We start from the raw sequence: 20,254 nt of genomic DNA on the forward strand, positions 1-20,254 counted from the left end.
CCCGTCAAATGATGACGTGCGAACCCAATTCCACCACGCGGTTGGCCGGCAGGCGGAAGTAGTCGGAGGGGTTGGCGGCCGCATTGGCGAGCGCGATGTAGAGGCGGTCCTGCCAGTAGGGCATGCCGGACTTGGCATCAGGCACCAGCTTGCGGCGGCCGAGATAAAAGGAGGTCGTCATGATGTCGAACTTCAGGCCGGTCTTGCGCAGCGCCGCCAGCGCCTGAGAGACGTTCTGCGATTCCATGAAGCCGAAGAGCAGTTCCACGCGCGAGAAGCGTTCGGAGATCTGCTCAACCTTGTAGCGTTCCTGCGGCGAGACGCGCGGCTTGTTGACCGTGCGGATTGTCAGAATGACGTTGCGATCATGGAGCACGTGATTGTGCTTGAGATTGTGCAACAGTGCGGCGGGTGCCGAATCCGGATCGCTGGTCAGGAAGATCGCGGTACCCGGAACATGGGCCGGCGAATGCTCGCTCTTGCGCTCGATTGAGCTCACGAACGAGGCAAGCGGAATATCCGTATGACGGGTCTTTTCCGTCAGGATCGCCGTGCCGCGACGCCAGGTCCACATAATGACGGTGAAGGCCGTCGCAATCAGGATCGGGATATAGCCGCCGTCATGGATCTTCAGGAGGTTGGCGCCCAAGAAGATCAGTTCGAGAAGGACGAGCGGCAGCAGCGCAATGATGGCAACCGGAAGCGACCAGTTCCAACGGACGCGGACGAATTCGAAGGCCATGATCGAGGTGACGACCATCGCGCCGGTGACCGAGATGCCGTAGGCGGTCGCCAGCGAATCCGAGGTCTTGAAGCCGAGCACGAGGAAGATGACGCCGAAGAACAGCACCGCGTTGACCGAAGGCACAAAGATCTGCCCGGTATTGGTCTCTGACGTGAAGAGAATTTCCATGCGCGGCAGGAAGCCGAGGTTGATTCCCTGGCGTACGAGCGAGAAGGCGCCCGTAATGACGGCCTGGCTGGCGATGATCGTGGCGCAGGTCGCGAGGATAACGACCGGCAACAGCGCCCACTGCGGATACATGAGATAGAAGGGGTCGGACATCGTTGCCGGATTGCCGAGAACGAGTGCGCCCTGCCCCAGATAGTTCAGCGTGAGCGACGGGAAGACCAGCGCGAACCATGCCCACTGGATCGGGCGGCGGCCGAAATGGCCGAGGTCTGCGTAGAGGGCTTCCGCGCCTGTCACCGTCAGGAAGACAGCGCCGAGAACGACGACGCCATAGAAACCCTCGTGCAGCAGGAAGCTGATGGCATAATAAGGGTTGAAGGCGGCGAGGATGCCGTAGTCATCGGAAATATGAGCGATGCCGGCGGCGGCCATGACGAGGAACCAAAGCGCCGTGATGGGGCCGAAGAATCGTGCGACCGCCCCCGTGCCATGCGACTGCACGACGAAGAGCAGTGCCAGAATCGCCACCGATATGGGCACGATATATTCCGACAGCTGCGGCGTGACGAGCTTGATACCTTCGACCGCTGACAGAACCGAGAGCGCCGGGGTGATCATCGCGTCGCCGAGGAAGAGTGCCGCGCCCATCAGGCCGAGCAGCATCAAAAGCGCTGTGTGGCCATTGGCGGTCTTCATCAGGAGGGCAAGCAGCGACAGCGTGCCACCTTCGCCGTCGTTGTCGGCGCGCAGCAGAAAGAGCACGTATTTGATGGTGACGATGATCGTCAGCGCCCAGATCATCAGAGAAATGAGGCTGATGACCTCGAAACGGGTGAGACCATCATGGGCGACCGGCTTCAGCGCTTCGCGGAAGGCATAAAGCGGGCTCGTGCCGATATCCCCGTAAACGACACCTACGGAGCCTAGCGCAAGATAAAAGAGCTTGCGCGGCGTAAGGTTGCGTTCTTGAGAATGGCTTTCTTCAGACATGAAGTAATTACAGGCTCCTCAGAGCCAGCCTTTCCAGCGGAAAAAGAAGAAGGGAATGACGGCGGAGATCACCATGAGGCCCAGCGAGTAAGGATAACCCGCGGCCAGGTGCAACTCCGGCATGAACTCGAAATTCATGCCATAGATGGAGGCGACCAGCGTCGGCGGCAAGAACACGACCGAAGCAATCGAGAAAATCTTGATGATGGCATTCTGCTCAATGTTGATGAGGCCGAGCGAGGCGTCGAGCAGAAAGGTAATGTTGCCGGCAACGAAGGACGCATGTTCCGAAAGGGACTGGATGTCGCGCGAAATCGTCCGGCAAAGTTCCTTGGTTTCCTGATCGTGCTGCACGACAGGGATCGTATAGAAGAAGGTGAGAAGGCGCGAGAGCGAGCCGAGACTGTCGCGCAGCTTGCTGATCATGCGGTGATGGCCGGCAATGTCCTTCAGCTTCTCTTCCAGATAGTTCGACGGCTTGCGCACCTTCTTGGCGCGGTCACCGAACACGTGCACCGACAGGATGTCCAGGCGGGACACCGACATTTCCAGAACTTCGGCGGTGCGATCGACGATGGTTTCCAGGAGCTTGGCAAGAAGGGCGGCGCCGCTGCGCCACTGCTCCGGTATGCGATGCAGGGCGGCGATGAAGAGTGCGAAGGACTTCGGATGAGCGTAGCGGATGGTCACTAGCTTGTCGCCGGCAAGAATGAAGGCGACATCCGTCAGGGTCGGCGCTTCCGTTTCCGCTTTCCATATCAGCGAAGCGGTCATGTATACGGCGTTATTTTCGACATAGAGGCGGGCTGACGGCTCAATCGCCCTGAGATCGTCGCGGGTCGGCACTTCGATGCCAAGGATCGTTTCGACATGCAGTTCCTCCTCGCGAGTCGGCTCGACCATGTCGATCCATACCACATCCGCCGGAAACTCCGGAGGATTGGCAAGATCACGGATCTCGACCGACTTGCAGTTGGAACAGTATGCGGTGATCACAGCCCGCATCTCCGGCGCCGGCAGCGCCCAGCCGTCGTAGCCCTTTTCATCGAAAGTCCTTCCATGCCCACGCGAGCGCGGTGACGCCAGGGCGCACTTGCCATCGATCGTAACGGAAGCGGATAAAGAAAGTTCATACAACTCCGGTCATGTCCGGCCTTATCGGCCGGGTTGCTCCACCGCATCGCAGTCACCAATCCTTCGATCGACAAGTCAACTCCGAATACGCAGGGAGGCCGGAACCTTCATCGACAGGCGGCCATCACAGAGCATTTGCAGACGCGCCATCATGACGCCGGCGCGCATATGAAGCAAAGCCGGAAAATAATCAAGACATCTTACGTGAACTGCGCCCTTTCATCTCATTTCCCTCACAATTCGAGGTGAGCGGCCAAGTGATTCGCGCTATTCGAAGACGATCGCAGGTGCTGCGCGCTGCGGCTTTTCGCCGAGCTGTTCCCAGACCTTGGCAGCGATAGAGCGGTAGATGCCGGCAACGACGCCATTCGGATCGGAGGCGACAAGCGGCGTTCCGGCATCCGAAGTCTCGCGGATATTCATGGTCAGCGGCACTTCGCCGAGAAAGGGTACACCGATGCGCTCGGCCTCCCTGCGGGCGCCGCCGTGGCCGAAGATGTCGTAGCGCGTACCGGTATCGGGCGCGACGAAATAGCTCATGTTCTCGACGATGCCGAGAACCGGCACTTCGACCTTGCGGAACATGTTGAGGCCCTTGCGGGCATCGATCAGCGCCAGATCCTGCGGCGTGGAGACGATCACGGCGCCGGCGAGCGGTACCTGCTGGGCCATGGTGAGCTGAGCGTCACCGGTGCCGGGCGGCATGTCGACGACGAGAACGTCGAGCTCGCCCCAGGCGACTTCGCGCAGCATCTGCAGGAGGGCGGACTGGACCATCGGTCCGCGCCAGATCATCGCGGTTTCCTCATCGACGAGGAAGCCCATGGACATGACCTTGAGGCCGTAATTCTCCATGGGATTGATGATGCGGCCGTCGATCTGGGTCGGGCGGCCGGAAATCTTCAGGAGGCGTGGCATCGAGGGGCCGTAGATATCGGCATCGAGAATGCCGACGCGAAGACCATTCGCCTGCAGGCCGAGTGCCAGATTGACCGCCGTCGTCGACTTGCCGACGCCGCCCTTGCCCGATGCGACGGCGATAATGGCGCCGATGCCGGGAACGCCGATCTTGGCGGTGCGCGGCTGCTGTTGCGGGGCGTGGGAGTGGCCGTGATGGGCGTGGTCAGCCTGCGGAGCGGGGCGCGCTGCGGGCGCATTTGCGGCGGCCTTCTTGTCTGCCGTCAGCGCCACGAGCGCGCCTTTCACGCCTGGCATTTCCTTGATCACACGCTCGGCAGCCAGCCGCAGCGGCTCCAGTTCCTTGGCGCGTTCCGCCGGCACGGTGATCGAGAAATAGACCTTGCCATCGGAGATGAAGACATCGGAAACCATGCCGAGTTCGACGATGTTGTGCTCCAGATCCGGCCCGCGCACGGTCTTCAGCGTTTCCAGAACCTGTTCCTTGGTGACCTCGGTCATTCCACCCTCACTGCTTTTTCGTCTTCAGTAAATAGTGGAGGCCAGCAGCTTCGCCAAACAAAATCGGGCGGCAGGCACATCTTGCGTTAAAGGAAAGGCAGCGCGTTCTCTCTCCGTTGCGGTCATCAAGTCCGCTGGGCTCTCGCCCTGATGACCGCAACGGACTCCCCGAGAACCGGCGCAATTCGGGGCGAAGTAGAGCAAGCGGAAAAAAGGCCAGAAAAAATGAACGATATCGTCCGGTTTCGGAACAGGGCAAAAGGTGGTTGCCCAAACGCAACAACCGCCGCCGATATCGGAACGCCGGGAGAAAAGCGGCAGCGATATCAGACGGCGGCGTGTCGGTCGCGCCGTTGAGCTGGCGCTGTTTTCAAAGTCCCCTCTGGACCTCTGCTGATAACGATGCACGAAGCATGCCAACTGCGGAATCCGGTGAAAAGGATGATAATTGTTCAGTCCAGGGCCACCAGCAAAGGGAATGGCGCTCACATATTGAGCACGGCGGCAGCGACTGACGATATTTTAGGCCGGCAATGCCTACTAATCGGGACTACTTGATGAGGCCGATGCGTAGCGCCTTGGCGACGGCCTGCGTGCGGTTGACCGTATCAAGCTTCTTGGTGGCGCGGTTCAGGTAGTGATTGACCGTATGCTCCGAGAGATCGAGGATTTCGGCAATCTCGGCACTGGTCTTGCCGGCGGCAGTCCAGTTGAGGCAATCAATCTCGCGGTCGGTCAGCGTGTCGGTCATGCGCGTATCGAGATTGCGGATCTCGGCCAGCCGGTCGAAGACATGGATCGCGATGTAGCTGAGCTCGCGCATCTCTACCGGGGTGAAAGGCTCGCGATCACCGGCGAAGGAGACTGCACCGCGCGCGCCTGACGGTTCATGTGTCGGAAAATAGGCGCAGCGCATCATCTTGAAGCGTTCGAAAAGGGTTGCAACGACACCTGTCTTGCCGTCGTCGCGGGGCCAGTTGGTGCGCGACGTATCGTAGAAGAAAGGCAGGGTCGACGTGCGCAGCCGCCGCAGGACCGGGCTGTTTACCATCAATCCTTCCTGATCGTAGATGGACAGCAGTTCGGCGGGCCAGCTGGTGATGATCGTATTGCCCTGAAGATCGAAGGAGGTAATCGGCGGCAGGTTCAAAACCATGAACGCCCGGCTGCGATAGGCCTCCGTCACCCGCTTCATGAAGCGGAAAATGTCGAACTGCGTCTTTAGACTGGCGACCTCCTGGACATAGGCGTCCTCCACCGAAGTTTGCGGTAAGCTTGCCATCAGATTTTTTCGCCTTCAACCGGGCTTTGGGTAAACCTCTGGCAGCCTGTGTGGAAAAAAGGTCAGGTACAGGGTGGGTTACACAACGCCCGTCAGATCAATAGGATTCAGCCTCGGCGTGCAGCGCGTTCGGCCGGTGAATTGTCGATGATTTCGCGGACGACCCCAGTTGGCGTGATTCGCCGTCAAATCTCAATAACGCACTCATCATAAGCATGCTATGTATACGACGTCCAGCAATGACCACGGTCAAATCGGTTTCAACGCCTCGGCCCGAGGCGGATGCGCATTTCGTCCATGATTTTCCGTGCTGTCATCTGAACCGGAACGGCCCATTCCTGAAGAAGTTCCATCGACAGCCGGTAAGCGGGACCGGTGACAGAGACCCCGCCGATGAAGGAGCGGTCGTCCGACCAGATGGGGGCGGCAACACAGCGGATGCCCGCCTCGTGCTCCTCGCGATCGAAAGCATGACCGGTCGCGGCGATTTCTCCGATCTCCGCCAGCAGGCTTTCAGCGCTCACATGCGTCGCCGAGGTAAAGCGGTTGAAATGCAGACCGGGTAGCAGTTCCTCGATTTTGTCGAGTGGCAGCACTGAAAGGGCCGCCTTGCCGACACCGGTGCAATAACAGGGCGAGGCATTGCCGATCTGTGAATACATACGCACCGGCTGGTGTCCTTCGACCTTGTCGAGATAGATGATGGAGGAGCCGCGCAGCACGCCGAGATGGACGGTCTCTCCCGTCTCCCGATGAAGGGCGGCCAGATGCGGCGCGGCAATCAAGCGGAATTCGTTGCGCGCCCAGCTTCGTGAGGCGAAGTCGAGCAGCCGGAGGCCCGGCGCATAACGGCCTTCGGCGTCAAGTTCAAGGAGCCCTTCCTCCACGAGATGGCCGAGCTGTCGGTGCAGCGTGCCACGCGGCTGATTGGCAAGTGCGAGGATATCGGTGAAACGCAAGGGAGCATCGGCATGGGTGACGAGATCGAGCAGCACCATAAGCTTGCCGAGTGTGCCGGTGTCACGCGGCACGCTAGTATCAACCGACGCGCCTTTGTCATCCGCCTGCGCCATGCTGTCGCCGCTGGAGCTCATTGCCTTTCCTACTCTTGACAGGAAAGGCAGCCTAGTCGGATAATTCCATATAGTCAAATTAAGTTCCAAATAATGGAATAATTAGCATGCCCGGAGGAGAGACGATGAGCGCTATGTCTGCACAATTCCCCGAATTCCGGGATCGCACGGTGTTGGTGAGCGGCGGAGGTTCCGGCATCGGCGCTGCCCTCGTCGAAGGTTTCGCAAGGCAGGGTGCAAAGGTTTCCTTCCTGGACATCGCCAAGGCGGAAAGCCGGGAATTGGCGGAACGGCTTTCTGGAGAGACCGCGCATCCCGTCAGCTTCTACCACACCGACCTGCGCGATATCGATGCCATCAGGCGCGCGGTGAACGAGGTTGTCGAAAAGTCCGGGCCGATCCGGGTGCTCGTCAACAACGCCGCCTGGGATGACCGGCACGAATTCGACGATGTGACCGAGGACTATTGGGACAATAATCAGGCGGTCAATCTGCGCCATGTCTTCTTTACCTCGCAGGCGGTTGCCCCTTCGATGCGGGCAGCGGGCGGCGGAGCGATCATCAATATGTCGTCGATTGCCTTCAAACTGAACATGGGCGTCTTTCCCGCCTATGCCGCCGCCAAGGCGGCAGTCGTCGGCCTGACGAAGGGCATGGCCGGAAGGCTTGGCCCTGAGAATATCCGCGTCAACTGCATCCTACCGGGCATGGTTGTGACCGAGCGGCAGATGCAGCTATGGCTGACAGAGGAAAGCATTGCCCGCTCCGTACAGGGGCAATGCCTTAAGATCGTATTGAAGCCTGACGCGATTGTCGGTCCGGCTCTGTTTCTTGCATCCGACTGCGCAGCCGGCATGACCGCGCAGTCCCTTATCGTCGATGGAGGTGTTCTCTAATGGCAAATCCCGCTTATGTCGCGGTGGACTGGGGCACCAGCAGTTTCCGGCTTTGGCTTATCGCTGCCGACGGCAGCATTCTTGCCGAGCGTCGCAGCGGCGAAGGCATGACGACGGCCGCCAAGACCGGTTTTTCCCAGGTACTCGAAGGACATCTTGCAGCAGTTGAAGCGCTGGCCAACCTGCCGGTCATCGTCTGCGGCATGGCAGGCGCGCGGCAGGGCTGGGTGGAGGCGGGTTATATAGACGTGCCGGCTTCGCTTTCCTCTATTCTATCAGCTGCGGTCTCCGTGCCCGGCGAAAGCCGTGACATACGCATCCTGCCGGGCCTTGCCCAGCGCGATGTAGCGACGCCGGATGTCATGCGCGGCGAGGAAACGCAGCTTCTCGGCGCGCTCGGGCCTGACAGTCAGGGTACGCAGGCCGTCTGCATGCCGGGCACGCATTCCAAATGGGTGCATGTCAAGAATGGCAAGGTCACCGGTTTCTCCACTTTCATGACCGGTGAGCTGTTCGACGCCATCACCAAACATACGATCCTCATGCATGCCGTTGCCGGCGCCGAGGACCAGCCGGCCGACACCGACGCCTTCGAAGCGACGGTTGCAGCCGCCTTCCAGCGGCCGGCGCTCGCGTCGAACCTGATTTTCACCGCCCGCTCCGGCCAGCTTCTGCACGGTATTTCGGCTGCCGCTGCCCAAGCCAAACTCTCGGGTACGCTGATCGGCCTCGAAATCGCCGGCGCGCTGCAGAATGCCGGAAAGGATACGGCCATTACCCTTGTCGCTTCCGGACGCCTGCAGGCGCTTTACGAGCAGGCCTTCCGCACGCTCTCCCTTTCCTTCACCGCCATCGATGCCGATGTCGCCGTTCGCGGCGGGCTTTCGGCCGCTGCCCAAGCCATTTGGCCAAACTGAGCCATCTGGCCGAACTGAGAAAGATACCTCCCATGAACCGTATCCCCTTCCCCGACATGAAGCGTCCGCTCATTGCCATTCTGCGCGGCATCAAGCCCGAGGAGACCCAAGCCGTGGTCGGCGCGCTGATCGAAAACGGTCTGACGGCAATCGAAATCCCGCTGAATTCGCCCGAGCCCTTCAAGTCTATCGAGATCGCCGCCAAGATGGCACCTGACAATGTGCTGATAGGCGCCGGCACCGTGCTGACCACCGGGGCCGTCGACAGCCTGCATGCGGCCGGCGGCAAGCTGCTGGTGACACCGAATGTCGAGCCCGACGTCATCATTCGCGCCCGCGACTATGGCATGGTGACCATGCCCGGCGTCTTCACGCCCACAGAAGCGCTGCAGGCAGCTCGCGCGGGTGCGACCGGCCTCAAGTTCTTCCCCGCCAGCGTTTTGGGACCGTCAGGCATCACGGCGATCCGCGCCATCCTGCCGCCGGAACTGGTGATTGCGGCTGTCGGCGGCGTCTCGGACAAGAACTTCTCCGACTATACCAAGGCCGGCATTTTCTCCTTCGGCCTCGGCACCAGCATCTACAAGCCGGGAATGACTGATGCAGAGGTTGCCGAGCGCGCCAAGGCAACCATCTTAGCCTATGACGCAGCCATAGGAGCATAGGCATATGACTGATATTTATGAATTCGAGGGCAAAACACTTTGTAATACCAATTCGGTTCTCGGTGAAGGCCCCACCTACGACCCCGGCACCAGCACGGTCTGGTGGTTCAATATTCTTGGCAAGGAACTGCACGAACTCGATCTTTCGACCGATGAAAAGAAAGTACATTCGCTGCCGATGATGGCAAGCGTGCTCGCCCGCATCGATGCCGGCCGCCAGTTGCTGGCGACCGAAGAGGGGCTGTTCGTGCGCGACGTCGCCAGCGGCAACCTGACTTTCTATGCGGCGCTCGAAAACGATAGACCGGAAAACCGCTCAAATGACGGACGCACGCATCCCTCGGGCGCACTCTGGATCGGCACGATGAGCAAGCGCGCCGAGAACCAGGCCGGCGCGATCTATCACGTAGCTGCCGGCAAGGTGACGAAGCTCTTCAGCGGCATCAGCATCCCGAACTCCATCTGCTTTTCGCCCGACGGCACGATCGGCTATTTCACCGACACGCGCCTCAGCCGCCTGATGCGTGTGATGGTCGATCCGCAGACCGGCCTTCCCTCCGGCGAGCCGATCGTCATGGTCGACAGCATGGATGAGCCGGGCGGCCTGGACGGATCGGTCTGCGATGCCGACGGCTATATCTGGAACGCCCGCTGGGGCGCTGGCGTCGTCGATCGCTACAGCCCGGATGGCTTGCGCATTGCCCGCTACAAGGTACCGGCCGCACAGCCCTCATGCCCAGCCTTCATCGGCGCCAATGCCGACCGGCTGGCGGTGACCACCGCCTGGGAAGGGCTGGATGAGGATGCCCGCTCCACGCAGCCGAGCGCCGGCGCCCTGCTCGAACTCGGCGTTGCCGTGAAGGGCGTTTTCGATCCCGCCTATGTGATCTGAAGCACGAACTGCGGGCAGAGCCGGCAGTCTCGAGGGCGCTCCAATCCGGGGCGCCTTTTTGCTTTTGCGGGCCTATCTCCCGGTAAAGGTTCCGTAAAAACCGTAAAATTTTCCGTGTCTTCGTCCGGAACCAATAAGCAAATCGGTCATTTCACTCTTGAACCGGCGCGGCAGGAATGCCTGAAAAACGGGCGCTGCCACGCCAGGGATCACTCAAGGAACGAAGGTAGGTTCGAAATGACACGCAAACTTCTGACGACCGTTGCCGCTGGCGCACTGTTTGCCACGGCTTTCGCACCGGCGGCATTTTCGCAGACGGCTCCGCAGCCGGCGAACCCTGCTGCCCCGACCCAGTCTGCGCCCGCCGACCCGGCCGCCCCGGCCCCGGCAGAGCCGGTCAAGCCGATGGCGCCCGCAGGTGATGCCGCACAGGCTCCGGCCTCGGCACCGAGCACTGATACGGCTCAGGCAGATGGCGACAGCTATCTGACGCAGCAGGCCGCGGACCAGATCAGCGCCAACACGTATATCGGCCAATCGGTCTATAACGGCAACAATGAGAGCATCGGCAGCGTCAATGACCTGATCATGAAGAAGGACGGCGGCCTTGTTGCAGCCGTGATCGGTGTCGGCGGCTTCCTGGGCATTGGCGAAAAAAATGTCGCCGTTCCGATGGAGAAGGTAACCGTTGCGCAGAATACGCAGGACGGCTCCGTCAAGCTGACGACCACAGAAACCGCCGAATCCCTGAAGGCAGCTCCGGAATTCAAGACGCTGGCCATGCAGTCAGCTGAAAAGGCTCCGGCAGCAACCGGCACTGCCCTGCCGACGGACAATACGTCGACAGGTTCGACGACCAACAAGTAATCCGTACGGAGAGTAGAGCGTAAGCGATGGCGTCCCATGGGCGCCATCGTTTCTTTGCTTCTGCCGCTATGCGCTCGCGCGTTCGGTTGCGCTTGTGTCGTAATAATAGTTCTCGTGCAGGAAGCGCAGTGTAGCGATGCCATCGGCCGGCCGGCCGAAATGGTAGCCCTGGCCCATGCCGCAGCCAAGCATGCGCAGCTTGACCGCTTCCGAATAATCCTCGATGCCCTCGGCCACGACTTCCAGGTCGAGACCTTCGCACATGGCCAGGATCGCCTTGATGATGTGCTCGGAGGCACGGTCGGAATTGATGCGCGAGACGAAGGCGCGGTCGATCTTGATCTTGTCGAAGATGAAATCGCGCAGGCGCCCGAGGCTTGACTGGCCCGTGCCGAAATCGTCAAGCGAGATGCGTACGCCCGCAGCTCTCAGATCGGCAATGATCCGGTGCGCTGTGTCGGCAGAGCTCATGACAGCCGTCTCGGTGATCTCAAGCTCAAGACGATGCGGGTCGAAGCCGACGCGGCCGAGGATCGACAGAATGCTGCTGCTCGTGCCCGGATCCATGAGCTGGGCTGAAGACAGATTAAAGGACAAGAAGAGTTCTCGCGGCCAGGAGAGCGCCGCTTCCGCAGCCTTGCGCAGCAATGCTTCCGACAGGGCATCGATGAAACCGCGCTCTTCGGCGAGGGGCACGAAGACGCCGGGGGAGACGAAGCCGAGGTCGGGATCGTTCCAACGGGCAAGTGCCTCGAAGCCCACCACCTGATTGTTGGCGAGCGAGACGATCGGCTGGAAATGCACGTCGATCGCATCGGAAATGATGGCGTTTCGAAGCGCTTGTTCGAGTTGGGTCGCCCGTTTCATCTCCTGCGCGATCTCGCGCGAATAAACGGTGATCTGCCCACGGCCGCGGCGCTTGGAACGATAGAGTGCTGTTTCGGCACTCTTCAGCAGTTCCTCGCAATCCTCGCCGGCAAAGGGATAGATCGCAAAGCCGAAGGAGGCGGAAAGGCGCACATTGCGGTCGCCGAGATCGTAGGGCGCCGACAGCACCTCGCGGATCATCTGGCCGAACTTTTCCGCACTGGCGCGCTCGAAGATCAGCGGCAGGACGAAGGCGAACTCGTCGCCGTCATGACGGGTGACCACCGCACCATCCGGAATGCAGGCTTTCAGACGATGAGCGACCTGGCACAGGATTTCGTCACCGGCGGTGGAGCCGAAGAGATCGTTGATCGGCTTGAAGCTGTCGAGATTGGCGATGCCGATGGTGAAGGGCGCCGGATCGCTGGCCCGCTCGGCAGAAATCTGTATCACCTTGTCCCGCATGCGATTGCGGTTTCCCAATCCGGTCAGCGGATCGGTATAGGCCATAGACTGGAGTTCGTTTTGACTCACAGTCATGAATGGTACTTCCGCCGACACCATCACTCCAAACCCAAGATTTTCCTCCACACCCCGGTGAAGATGACGGCCAAATCTTAACAATTCGATAGTAGATCGACGGAACTACAACCCGAAGCATTCCCAAATTCTGGGGAGTTGACGGATATTTTATTTAGATCTGCGCCTTGAGCGGCTCATCTAGCAGGTACTTCTGAAATACCGTTTCCAGAATGTCAGGGCTGACCGGCTTCATGATGACGTCATCCATACCGGCCTTGGCGCATTCCGCTCGATCGCGCTCGAAGGCCTGTGTCAGCACACCGATAATCGGGGTCCGCGTGCCCTGTCCCTCTTCCATCTGGCGAATGAGGCGCGAGGCTTCAAAGCCGTTGAAGACCGGAAGCGAAATATCCATCAGCACGATCTGCGGCCTGTGTTCGGCCCAGAGACGAACGACCTCTTCGCCGGTCGCTGCGATCCGATGGCGGTAACCGAGACCTTCGAGGATTTGCGTGAAGACGATCTGGTTGATGTCGTTGTCCTCGGCGACGAGAACCTGCAAGCCTACGGTTTCTTCTGTCGTGGTGATTTCCCAATCGCCTTCAGTGCCGCCGCCACGTCCGCTGCGGTTGAAGTGGCGGGCGATCTGGAAGGTCAGCTCGTTGGCGATCTGGAAGCCATCCATGACGAGAGCGGGAATGCCGTATTGTTCGGTGAGCTCCAGGCAGCGCATGCCCATCTGGTTATCGATGATCATAAGATCGAGCGAGATGCCGGAGGAGCTGGCAATCTCGAGGAAACGTTCCTCCTCATCCTCGCCACGGACCGAGCAGGCCTCGAAGCCGTATTTGGCGAGCGTGCGCAGCGCGGCAGCCTCGGCGGCGAGATCCGAGGTAACGACGAGGATCTTTCGGCCGGAGAAGTTTTCCGGAACGATCGCCTCCATCGCCGCAGGCTCGCGACGCTGCGATGCGCTCGGCACCGGCACATAGGCGCGGCGGTAGGTCTGGTTGCTGGAGGTGGTGATCTCGGAGGCCTGATTAAATTCATCGAGATCGTCGCCGTCGCGCGGCAGGTCTTGCATGGTCGAGACGAGAAAATAACGTCCAGGCTTGCCGATCCTGTGCTTGCGGCTGACGATGTCGCGCTCGGTGCCGTCGCGGGCAATTTGGCGCTGGCGGGAGACCGACATTTCACCGGTTTCCAGTACGTGACGATCGCTTTCCTCGAAGCGCTTGGCAATGTCAGGCGAAAACAGATCACCGCTCTTGCGGCCAAGAACCTCGTCCGCCGTCGTCTGGTACTTCTCGCGGAAGGCCTTGTTGACGGCGACGTAGGCGAGGTTGCGATCCTTGACGAAGAGCGGGAACGGCAGATGGTCGAGAATGTCCTCGGTGAGCTGTACGCGCTCCAGGTCGTAGCGCCACTGTTCCTCTCGCTTCCGCGCCTCAGAAATATCGGAGACGATAGTCACGCCGTAGCCGTTCGGCAGGCGGCGCTTCAAAAAGCGCACCCAGCGGTCGGCGCCGTGGCGCTCGACGGATTCGAAACGTTCGCGCCAATGGGAGGCGATGCGCTGAGACAACCAGTCCTCGCGACTGAGCGAACCCGGTTGTTGCACGAGGGTCTGCTCGCGAAAGCCTGTGTCGTAGACCGCACCCAGGAAATCACGAAGCCGGGTGCCCGGTCGAAGCACATCCTCAGGCACCGGAAAGAATTCCATGACCTGATGGCTGGCAAAGATAAGAAGATCGTTGCGATCATAGATGACGAACGCAGCAGAAAGACTATCGCATACCGCATCGAAAAGCACCGTCTGAAGGTCAGCCTCAGGCGGCAGTGCGTCACTCGCAGATGATGTGTCCGCCTTTTCGAAGCCGGCACTCATTCCTTCACGTCCCACATCTATCCGATTTTCGCAGTTTCGCAGGTGTATGAATAAAATGCCGTTTTTGTCTTAAGAGCCGCTTAACGGTAATGACCCCCAAATTTGGGGGAGAAGCCTCCGGTGTCCTCTCACAGGCTAATGAAAACCCTTTCCTCCGGGCCGCGAATCCTCGAAAATAGGGATATGGCCATCAGACAGCTCTCCGAAACGCTCATCAACCAGATCGCCGCCGGTGAAGTCATCGAACGGCCGGCGAGTGCTGCAAAAGAATTGATCGAAAACGCGCTCGACGCAGGCGCCACCCGTATCGAAATCGCAACCGCCGGCGGCGGCAAGGCGCTGCTGCGCGTAAGCGACAACGGTGCCGGCATGGATGCCGCCGATCTGGAACTTGCCGTCAAGCGGCACTGCACCTCGAAAATATCGGAGACGCTCGACGACATTCGCACGCTCGGTTTTCGCGGCGAAGCATTGCCGTCCATCGGTTCGGTGGCGCGGCTCAGCATCGCAAGCCGCAGGCGTGATAGCGCGGCCGGCAACGAAATTTCCGTTGCCGGCGGCAAGATCGTGCATCTGCGCCCGGCAGCTGGCAATCCGGGAACGATCGTCGAAGTGCGCGACCTGTTTTTCGCGACGCCGGCGCGGCTGAAATTCCTGAAGACGGAGAAGGCGGAAGCGGCGGCAATCACCGAGATCGTCAAGCGCATGGCGATCGCCTTTCCGGGTGTGCGCTTCGTGCTGTCAGGCCCCGACCGTTCGACGCTGGAATTTCCGGCAACCGGCGAGGATCATCTGGCGCGCATGGCGCAGATACTCGGCAAGGACTTCCGCGACAATGCCATCGCCATCGACGCCGAACGCGAGGATGTACAGCTGACCGGCTTTGCCGGCGTGCCGACCTTCAACCGGGGCAATTCGGCCCATCAATATGCCTTCGTCAACGGCCGCCCCGTGCAGGACAAACTCATCCTCTCAGCGATCCGCGGCGCCTATGCCGAAACGATCCCGGCCGGCCGTTATCCGGTCGCGGTGCTTTCGATCACGCTCGATCCGGCGCTGGTGGACGTCAATGTGCATCCGGCGAAATCCGACGTCCGCTTCCGCGATCCGGGACTGGTGCGCGGGCTAGTCGTCGGCGCAATCCGCGAAGCACTTGCCCGTGACGGCAGCCGGGCGGCAACGACCGGCGCAAGCGACATGCTGCGCGCCTTCCGCCCCGGTTTCCAGGCTGCACCACAGCGGCCGCAGGCACCATGGTCGGCGGCAACCTCCCCATCCCGGCCGTATCAGCCGAGTGCCGGTTTCGGCGAGAGGCCGCAAGCTTCCTTCGACGGGCTCGTCCATCCGACGGCCCGTTCCGAACCGGCTTTCCAGCCCGCACCACAGCCTCTTGCCGCTGCTGCCGCCGAACCTTTGGCGCGCTATCCGCTCGGCGCTGCCCGGGCGCAGATTCACGAAAACTATATCGTCGCCCAGACCGATGACGGCATCGTCATCGTCGATCAGCACGCGGCTCACGAACGGCTGGTCTTCGAAGCCATGCGTAAGGCCTTACACTCCAAGAGGCTCGCCTCGCAGGTGCTGCTGATCCCCGAAATCGTCGACATTCCCGAAGAGGATTGCGACCGGCTGATCGCGCATGCCGAGGAATTTTCCGAGCTTGGCCTTGCGATCGAACGCTTCGGGCCGGGCGCCATTGCCGTGCGCGAGACGCCGGCCATGCTCGGTGAAGTGAATGCGCAGGGCCTCATCCGCCAGCTTGCCGATGAGATCGCCGAATGGGATACGGCCTCCGGTCTCACCACCAAGCTCGAATATGTGGCGGCGACCATGGCCTGCCATGGCTCGGTGCGATCAGGGCGACGGCTGCGGCCGGAAGAAATGAATGCGCTTTTGCGCCAAATGGAAATGACCCCAGGCTCCGGCCAGTGCAATCACGGACGCCCGACCTATATCGAACTCAAGCTTGCCGATATCGAGCGGCTGTTCGGCCGTAGCTGAAAAAGCTGGCAAAACGGCCTCTCGGGGAGTATGGCAGACAGATGACAGACTGCAGGGAATGGAGCGCATGAACTTGTTCGAAGGACATGGAAACCGCGAGGCGAAGATCCGTTATCTCGACGGCGATTTCCAGATTCTGTCGCCCGGCTCCTATGTCGTCTGCGCACTGACAGGCAAACAGGTCCCGCTCGACGAACTTCGCTACTGGAGCGTGGCGCGGCAGGAGCCCTATGTCGATGTCGCCTCCGCACTGGAAGCCGACCGGCGCGCCGGCGTTCTGCCGACCCAGCGCTAAGTTTTTGCCTTTGCCTCCTTCAGCCGCCGCTCACGGCAGGCTTCAAAGGCTCGGTCGATGATGAGACCGGGGGCGAGCGGGTCGGTGAAGGCCATTTCCACCTCGATGACATGGCAGCGGGCCGCAAGCTGCTCCGCCTTGCCGTGATGGCCGGCGAGACGCACGAAATCCTTCGACGTCGTGACGATCGTCAGGTTCTGCTGGTCTGCGGTCATCAGAAGACCGTCGATCTCTTCCTCGCTTAAATGCTCGTGATCGCCGAAGGAGGTCGCGACCTCGATGGTCGCTCCAAGCGAACGGACCGTGCGGAAGAATTTTTCCGGATCGGCAATACCGGCAAAGGCGAGTACCTTGAGGCCTTCGAGAGAATTCTCGCCGGACACTTTCAGCGCGGCGGTAAAATAGGGCTTGGCAGCGCGCGCCGCGATACGGACGATACGGTCGGCCGCATTGCCATCTCCGACCTTCAGAAGCGCATTCGCCTGGCGCAGCTGCAGGCGAACCGGCGCACGCACCGGGCCACCCGGCACGATATAACCGTTGCCGAGACCGCGCGTCGCATCGATCACCAGAAGCGCGTAGTCGATTGCGAGCCGCGCACTCTGGAAACCATCGTCCATGATAATGAAATCGGCACCTTCTTCGACGAGCCTCACAGCACCATCGACACGCCTGCGGGAGATCACCGTCAGGGCTTCCTGCGCCAGCAACAGCGGCTCGTCACCGACAGCGACCGCGCGGTGGTGGGTAGGATCGACGACGGTGGTGACATCCAGCAAGCCGCCGTGACCGCGGCTTAAGAAACCGGGCTTGAGACCCTTGGCTTTGGCGGCACGGGCAATGGCAATTGCCGTCGGCGTCTTACCGGCGCCGCCGACCGTGAAATTACCGACGCAGATGACGGGGATCGGAACCGAGGCGCGGCGCGCATGGACCATGCGGTAGCCCGCCACACGACCATAGAGGAAAGAAAGGGGCGACAGAGCCCATGCCTGCCAACCTGCCCGCCTCCACCAGAAAGGCGGCGCTTCGGATATCATGATGCCGTCCCGTTTCCCTTGCCCTCACCCCCCAGGCGAGGTCTCACAAAATCGACCGGGGCGGATTGAGAAGCCAAAACGCGTGAAAATGCAAGTCTTTGCGCGTCAGGCCAGTTGCAAATCCGGCAGCAGGGCTTCGATGTGGGTGATGTCATCGAAAACATGATCGGCGGCGGCGGAGAGTGATTCACGCGAGCCGGTGCCGGTCAGAACCGCGATCGTCAGGCCGGTTTTTGCATTCCTGCCCATATGGAGATCGTGGTTGTTATCACCAACCATGGCGATTTCTTCCGGCTGCAGACCCGTCGCAGCACAGAAGCCGAGCACCATGCCGGGCTCAGGCTTGCTGCCGAAGCCGCTGTCGTAGCCGGCGATGTAGTCGACATAGTCGGAAATGCCGAAGCGCTGGGCCGTTTGGCGGATCGAGCGCTCATTGTCGCTGGAGGCGATGCCGAGCTTGAAGCCGCGCTTGTGCAGGCGGCCAAAGAAGGCTGCGAGATCGGTGACCGGCACAGAGAATTCTGCGGCATTGGCAAAGAGATTGTCGAGCTTGATCGTCAGCTCGATCACATCGACCTTCGAGCCGGCGGCAACGAGGCCTTCCGCGATCTGGTGGGTATTGCCGGCAGCAAGCAGGCTGTCGGGAACGATATGGCCCGTGACTGGGTCCATGCCGCATGCGGCAAGCAGGTGATCGGCGAGCGCCGCGTCGCCTTCGGCGGCGATGCAGGCAAGCTCGCGGTTTACTGGCAGCCAGCTTTCATCATAGTCGAGCAGCGTACCGTCCTTGTCGAAGAGGATGCCCCTGATCTTCGCCTCTGCCGACATGACCACTCCTCAGGCCTGCGCCACGGCCTTCGGCAGCAGACGCGCCTTCACCGTCAGCGGATTGATATAGGGCTCCAGCCCCTTCAACGTGGCGCTGAGCGCGCCGCGCATTTCATGCACGGCCGCAATACCGGCCTGGATCATCTTGCCGCGCGCCTCGTCATTGGTCAGCAGGTAATGCACGCCCTTCGCCAGCATCTCGGTATCACGCACCATGCGGGCGCTGCCGCTGCGGGCGAGCTTCTGATAGGCCTCGCGGAAATTCTGCACATTGCCGCCCGACAGGATGGCGCAGCCGAGCATGGCCGGCTCGAGCGGGTTCTGGCCGCCTTCGGCAAAAAGCGAGCGGCCGACGAAGGCGACTTCTGTCAGACGCAGATAAAGGCCCATTTCGCCGATCGTATCACCAAGGAAGATATCGACATCCGGGGTCAGAACATCGTCACGCGTACGGCGAGCGACCTTCAGACCCTGCTTGACGAGGGCTGCCTCGATCTCGTCAGCGCGCTCGGGATGGCGCGGCACGATAATGGTCAGCTGCTTGTCACGGTCGCGCAGCGCCCGATGGACGATGCCGGCGGCATTTTCCTCGCCGTCGAAGGTGGAGATCGCCGCCCATGTCTTGCGGTCGCCGATCTGCTTCTTATAGCGGGCGAAAACAGCGCTGTCATAGGGCGGAGCGTCGGTATCGACCTTCAGGTTGCCTGAGGTGATGACCGGTACAGCGCCGAGATCGCGGAAACGCTCTGCATCCAGATCTGACTGGGCAATGACGAGCGCCAGATTTTCGAAGAGCGCCTCGGCAAGCGACGGGCGGCGCCGCCAGCGGGCGAACGAGCGGTCGGACATGCGGGCATTGACGAGGATCTGCGGAATGCGGCGACGACCAAGTTCAAGCACGGTCGCGGGCCAGATTTCGGATTCGGCAATGATGGCGCAATCCGGCTGCCAGTAGTCGAGGAAACGGCCGACAGCAGGTTTCAGGTCGAGCGGCACATATTGATGGATCGCGTCATTGCCGAGACGTTCAGCTGCAAGCCTTGCCGAGGTGATGGTGCCCGTCGTCAGGATGACATGGATGTCGCGGCGGCGGATTTCACGGATCAGGGGAATGACAGCGTTGGTTTCGCCAACGCTTGCGGCATGAAACCAGACAAGCGGGCCTTGCGGCCGATTGGCGCTCGCATAGCCAAAGCGCTCCAAACGGCGGGCGCGGTCTTCCTTGCCCTTGGCCGTGCGGTAGGTGATGTAGAGGCCGACGACCGGCGACGCCACAGTTCCCGCCAGACGGTACGCGTTCAGACCGATCCGCGCCATCCGGGAGCTCATTCGGCAGACCTCCGACCTATGCAGATCGACATCAATCCAATTCCCTAATTATCGTTGCGGCCGCAATGACCGATCAATTTGTTCAGAATGCGTCGATCAAGGGCAAGGAACCGATGCGCAAAGGCCTCCGCTGTGGACAGCGGAGGGCCAGCGGCTTGCTGCTAGGGCTCACTTGCTCCCAGTCGTATCCTGCGGATCGAGCAGACGATGCATGTGGACGATGAAATAGCGCATATGCGCATTGTCGACCGTCTGCTGCGCCTTGGCCTTCCAGGCCGTCAGTGCCGTGGCATAGTCGGGGAAAATACCGACAATATCGAGATCCCCAAGATCCCGGAACTGGATGCCTTCAAGGTTTTCGAGTTCGCCACCGAAGACGAGGTGCAGGAGCTGCTTTTTACCGCCGGAGTCCGTCATTTTTATTCTCTTTCTGCCT

At 60.7% G+C, this 20,254-nt stretch carries 18 protein-coding genes; 7 read left to right on the top strand and 11 right to left on the bottom strand.

Going from position 1 to position 20,254, the window contains the following annotated elements; all coding sequences use genetic code 11:
- Positions 1-4: 4 nt before the first annotated feature.
- The 5 genes from AC1DTN_RS25395 to AC1DTN_RS25415 all read right to left on the bottom strand — a co-directional run bounded on the left by AC1DTN_RS25395 (position 5) and on the right by AC1DTN_RS25415 (position 6,832).
- Positions 5-1,903: a potassium transporter Kup gene (locus AC1DTN_RS25395; protein WP_113321865.1), complete on the bottom strand. Its 1,899-nt coding sequence runs from the start codon at positions 1,901-1,903 to the stop codon at positions 5-7.
- A gap of 18 nt (positions 1,904-1,921) precedes the next feature.
- Positions 1,922-2,899, bottom strand: a complete 978-nt coding sequence (locus AC1DTN_RS25400) for a magnesium transporter CorA family protein (RefSeq protein WP_113321888.1) — start codon at positions 2,897-2,899, stop codon at positions 1,922-1,924.
- A gap of 405 nt (positions 2,900-3,304) precedes the next feature.
- Positions 3,305-4,456, bottom strand: coding sequence for an Mrp/NBP35 family ATP-binding protein (locus tag AC1DTN_RS25405; protein ID WP_477923112.1), 1,152 nt, complete (start codon positions 4,454-4,456; stop codon positions 3,305-3,307).
- 550 nt (positions 4,457-5,006) lie between these two features.
- Positions 5,007-5,738, bottom strand: a complete 732-nt coding sequence (locus tag AC1DTN_RS25410) for a LuxR family transcriptional regulator (protein WP_477923114.1) — start codon at positions 5,736-5,738, stop codon at positions 5,007-5,009.
- Positions 5,739-5,998: 260 nt separating this feature from the next.
- Positions 5,999-6,832 carry an IclR family transcriptional regulator gene (locus AC1DTN_RS25415; RefSeq protein WP_477923116.1) on the bottom strand — a complete coding sequence of 278 codons (834 nt, stop codon included), beginning with the start codon at positions 6,830-6,832 and terminating at the stop codon, positions 5,999-6,001.
- 104 nt (positions 6,833-6,936) lie between these two features.
- On the opposite strand from AC1DTN_RS25415, the gene AC1DTN_RS25420 reads away from it, so the two are divergent.
- From AC1DTN_RS25420 to AC1DTN_RS25440, 5 genes are all read left to right on the top strand, one after another.
- Positions 6,937-7,707 carry an SDR family NAD(P)-dependent oxidoreductase gene (locus tag AC1DTN_RS25420; RefSeq protein ID WP_477923118.1) on the top strand — a complete coding sequence of 257 codons (771 nt, stop codon included), beginning with the start codon at positions 6,937-6,939 and terminating at the stop codon, positions 7,705-7,707.
- Positions 7,707-8,624 carry a 2-dehydro-3-deoxygalactonokinase gene (locus AC1DTN_RS25425; protein WP_477923120.1) on the top strand — a complete coding sequence of 306 codons (918 nt, stop codon included), beginning with the start codon at positions 7,707-7,709 and terminating at the stop codon, positions 8,622-8,624. The genes AC1DTN_RS25420 and AC1DTN_RS25425 overlap by 1 nt, the downstream gene beginning before the upstream one ends.
- Before the next feature lie 32 nt (positions 8,625-8,656).
- Positions 8,657-9,289 carry a 2-dehydro-3-deoxy-6-phosphogalactonate aldolase gene (locus tag AC1DTN_RS25430; protein WP_477923122.1) on the top strand — a complete coding sequence of 211 codons (633 nt, stop codon included), beginning with the start codon at positions 8,657-8,659 and terminating at the stop codon, positions 9,287-9,289.
- A 4-nt stretch (positions 9,290-9,293) separates the two neighbouring features.
- Complete coding sequence (locus AC1DTN_RS25435; RefSeq protein ID WP_477923124.1) at positions 9,294-10,181, top strand: SMP-30/gluconolactonase/LRE family protein; 888 nt, start codon at positions 9,294-9,296, stop codon at positions 10,179-10,181.
- A gap of 237 nt (positions 10,182-10,418) precedes the next feature.
- Entirely contained in the window at positions 10,419-11,048 is a 630-nt protein-coding gene (locus AC1DTN_RS25440) for a PRC-barrel domain-containing protein (RefSeq protein ID WP_477923126.1), read from the top strand.
- 66 nt (positions 11,049-11,114) lie between these two features.
- Here AC1DTN_RS25440 and AC1DTN_RS25445 read toward each other — a convergent pair whose 3' ends face one another.
- Both AC1DTN_RS25445 and AC1DTN_RS25450 read right to left on the bottom strand, forming a co-directional pair.
- On the bottom strand, positions 11,115-12,482 hold the full coding sequence (locus AC1DTN_RS25445; RefSeq protein ID WP_477923128.1) for a putative bifunctional diguanylate cyclase/phosphodiesterase: 1,368 nt from the start codon (positions 12,480-12,482) through the stop codon (positions 11,115-11,117).
- Positions 12,483-12,609: 127 nt separating this feature from the next.
- Positions 12,610-14,325, bottom strand: a complete 1,716-nt coding sequence (locus tag AC1DTN_RS25450; protein WP_477923130.1) for a response regulator — start codon at positions 14,323-14,325, stop codon at positions 12,610-12,612.
- 183 nt (positions 14,326-14,508) lie between these two features.
- Between AC1DTN_RS25450 and mutL the strand changes: the two genes are divergently transcribed.
- Together mutL and AC1DTN_RS25460 are read left to right on the top strand one after the other, a co-directional pair.
- Positions 14,509-16,326 carry a DNA mismatch repair endonuclease MutL gene (mutL, locus tag AC1DTN_RS25455; RefSeq protein ID WP_477923132.1) on the top strand — a complete coding sequence of 606 codons (1,818 nt, stop codon included), beginning with the start codon at positions 14,509-14,511 and terminating at the stop codon, positions 16,324-16,326.
- A 67-nt stretch (positions 16,327-16,393) separates the two neighbouring features.
- The gene (locus AC1DTN_RS25460; protein ID WP_439014191.1) at positions 16,394-16,621 is read left to right on the top strand and encodes a DUF2093 domain-containing protein; all 228 of its coding nucleotides are present in this window, start codon (positions 16,394-16,396) and stop codon (positions 16,619-16,621) included.
- On the opposite strand, the gene lpxK is transcribed toward AC1DTN_RS25460, so the two are convergent.
- From lpxK to AC1DTN_RS25480, 4 genes are all read right to left on the bottom strand, one after another.
- On the bottom strand, positions 16,618-17,661 hold the full coding sequence (lpxK, locus tag AC1DTN_RS25465; protein WP_477923134.1) for a tetraacyldisaccharide 4'-kinase: 1,044 nt from the start codon (positions 17,659-17,661) through the stop codon (positions 16,618-16,620). The two genes, AC1DTN_RS25460 and lpxK, sit on opposite strands and share 4 nt — an antisense overlap.
- Before the next feature lie 105 nt (positions 17,662-17,766).
- A complete protein-coding gene (locus AC1DTN_RS25470; protein ID WP_477923136.1) occupies positions 17,767-18,489 on the bottom strand; it encodes an HAD family hydrolase in 723 nt (240 codons plus the stop codon).
- A gap of 9 nt (positions 18,490-18,498) precedes the next feature.
- On the bottom strand, positions 18,499-19,818 hold the full coding sequence (waaA, locus tag AC1DTN_RS25475) for a lipid IV(A) 3-deoxy-D-manno-octulosonic acid transferase (protein WP_310378567.1): 1,320 nt from the start codon (positions 19,816-19,818) through the stop codon (positions 18,499-18,501).
- 168 nt (positions 19,819-19,986) lie between these two features.
- A complete protein-coding gene (locus AC1DTN_RS25480; RefSeq protein ID WP_007814234.1) occupies positions 19,987-20,235 on the bottom strand; it encodes a DUF4170 domain-containing protein in 249 nt (82 codons plus the stop codon).
- Positions 20,236-20,254 lie beyond the last annotated feature (19 nt).

The sequence above is a fragment of the Rhizobium sp. 01T444 genome (genome assembly GCF_056398305.1).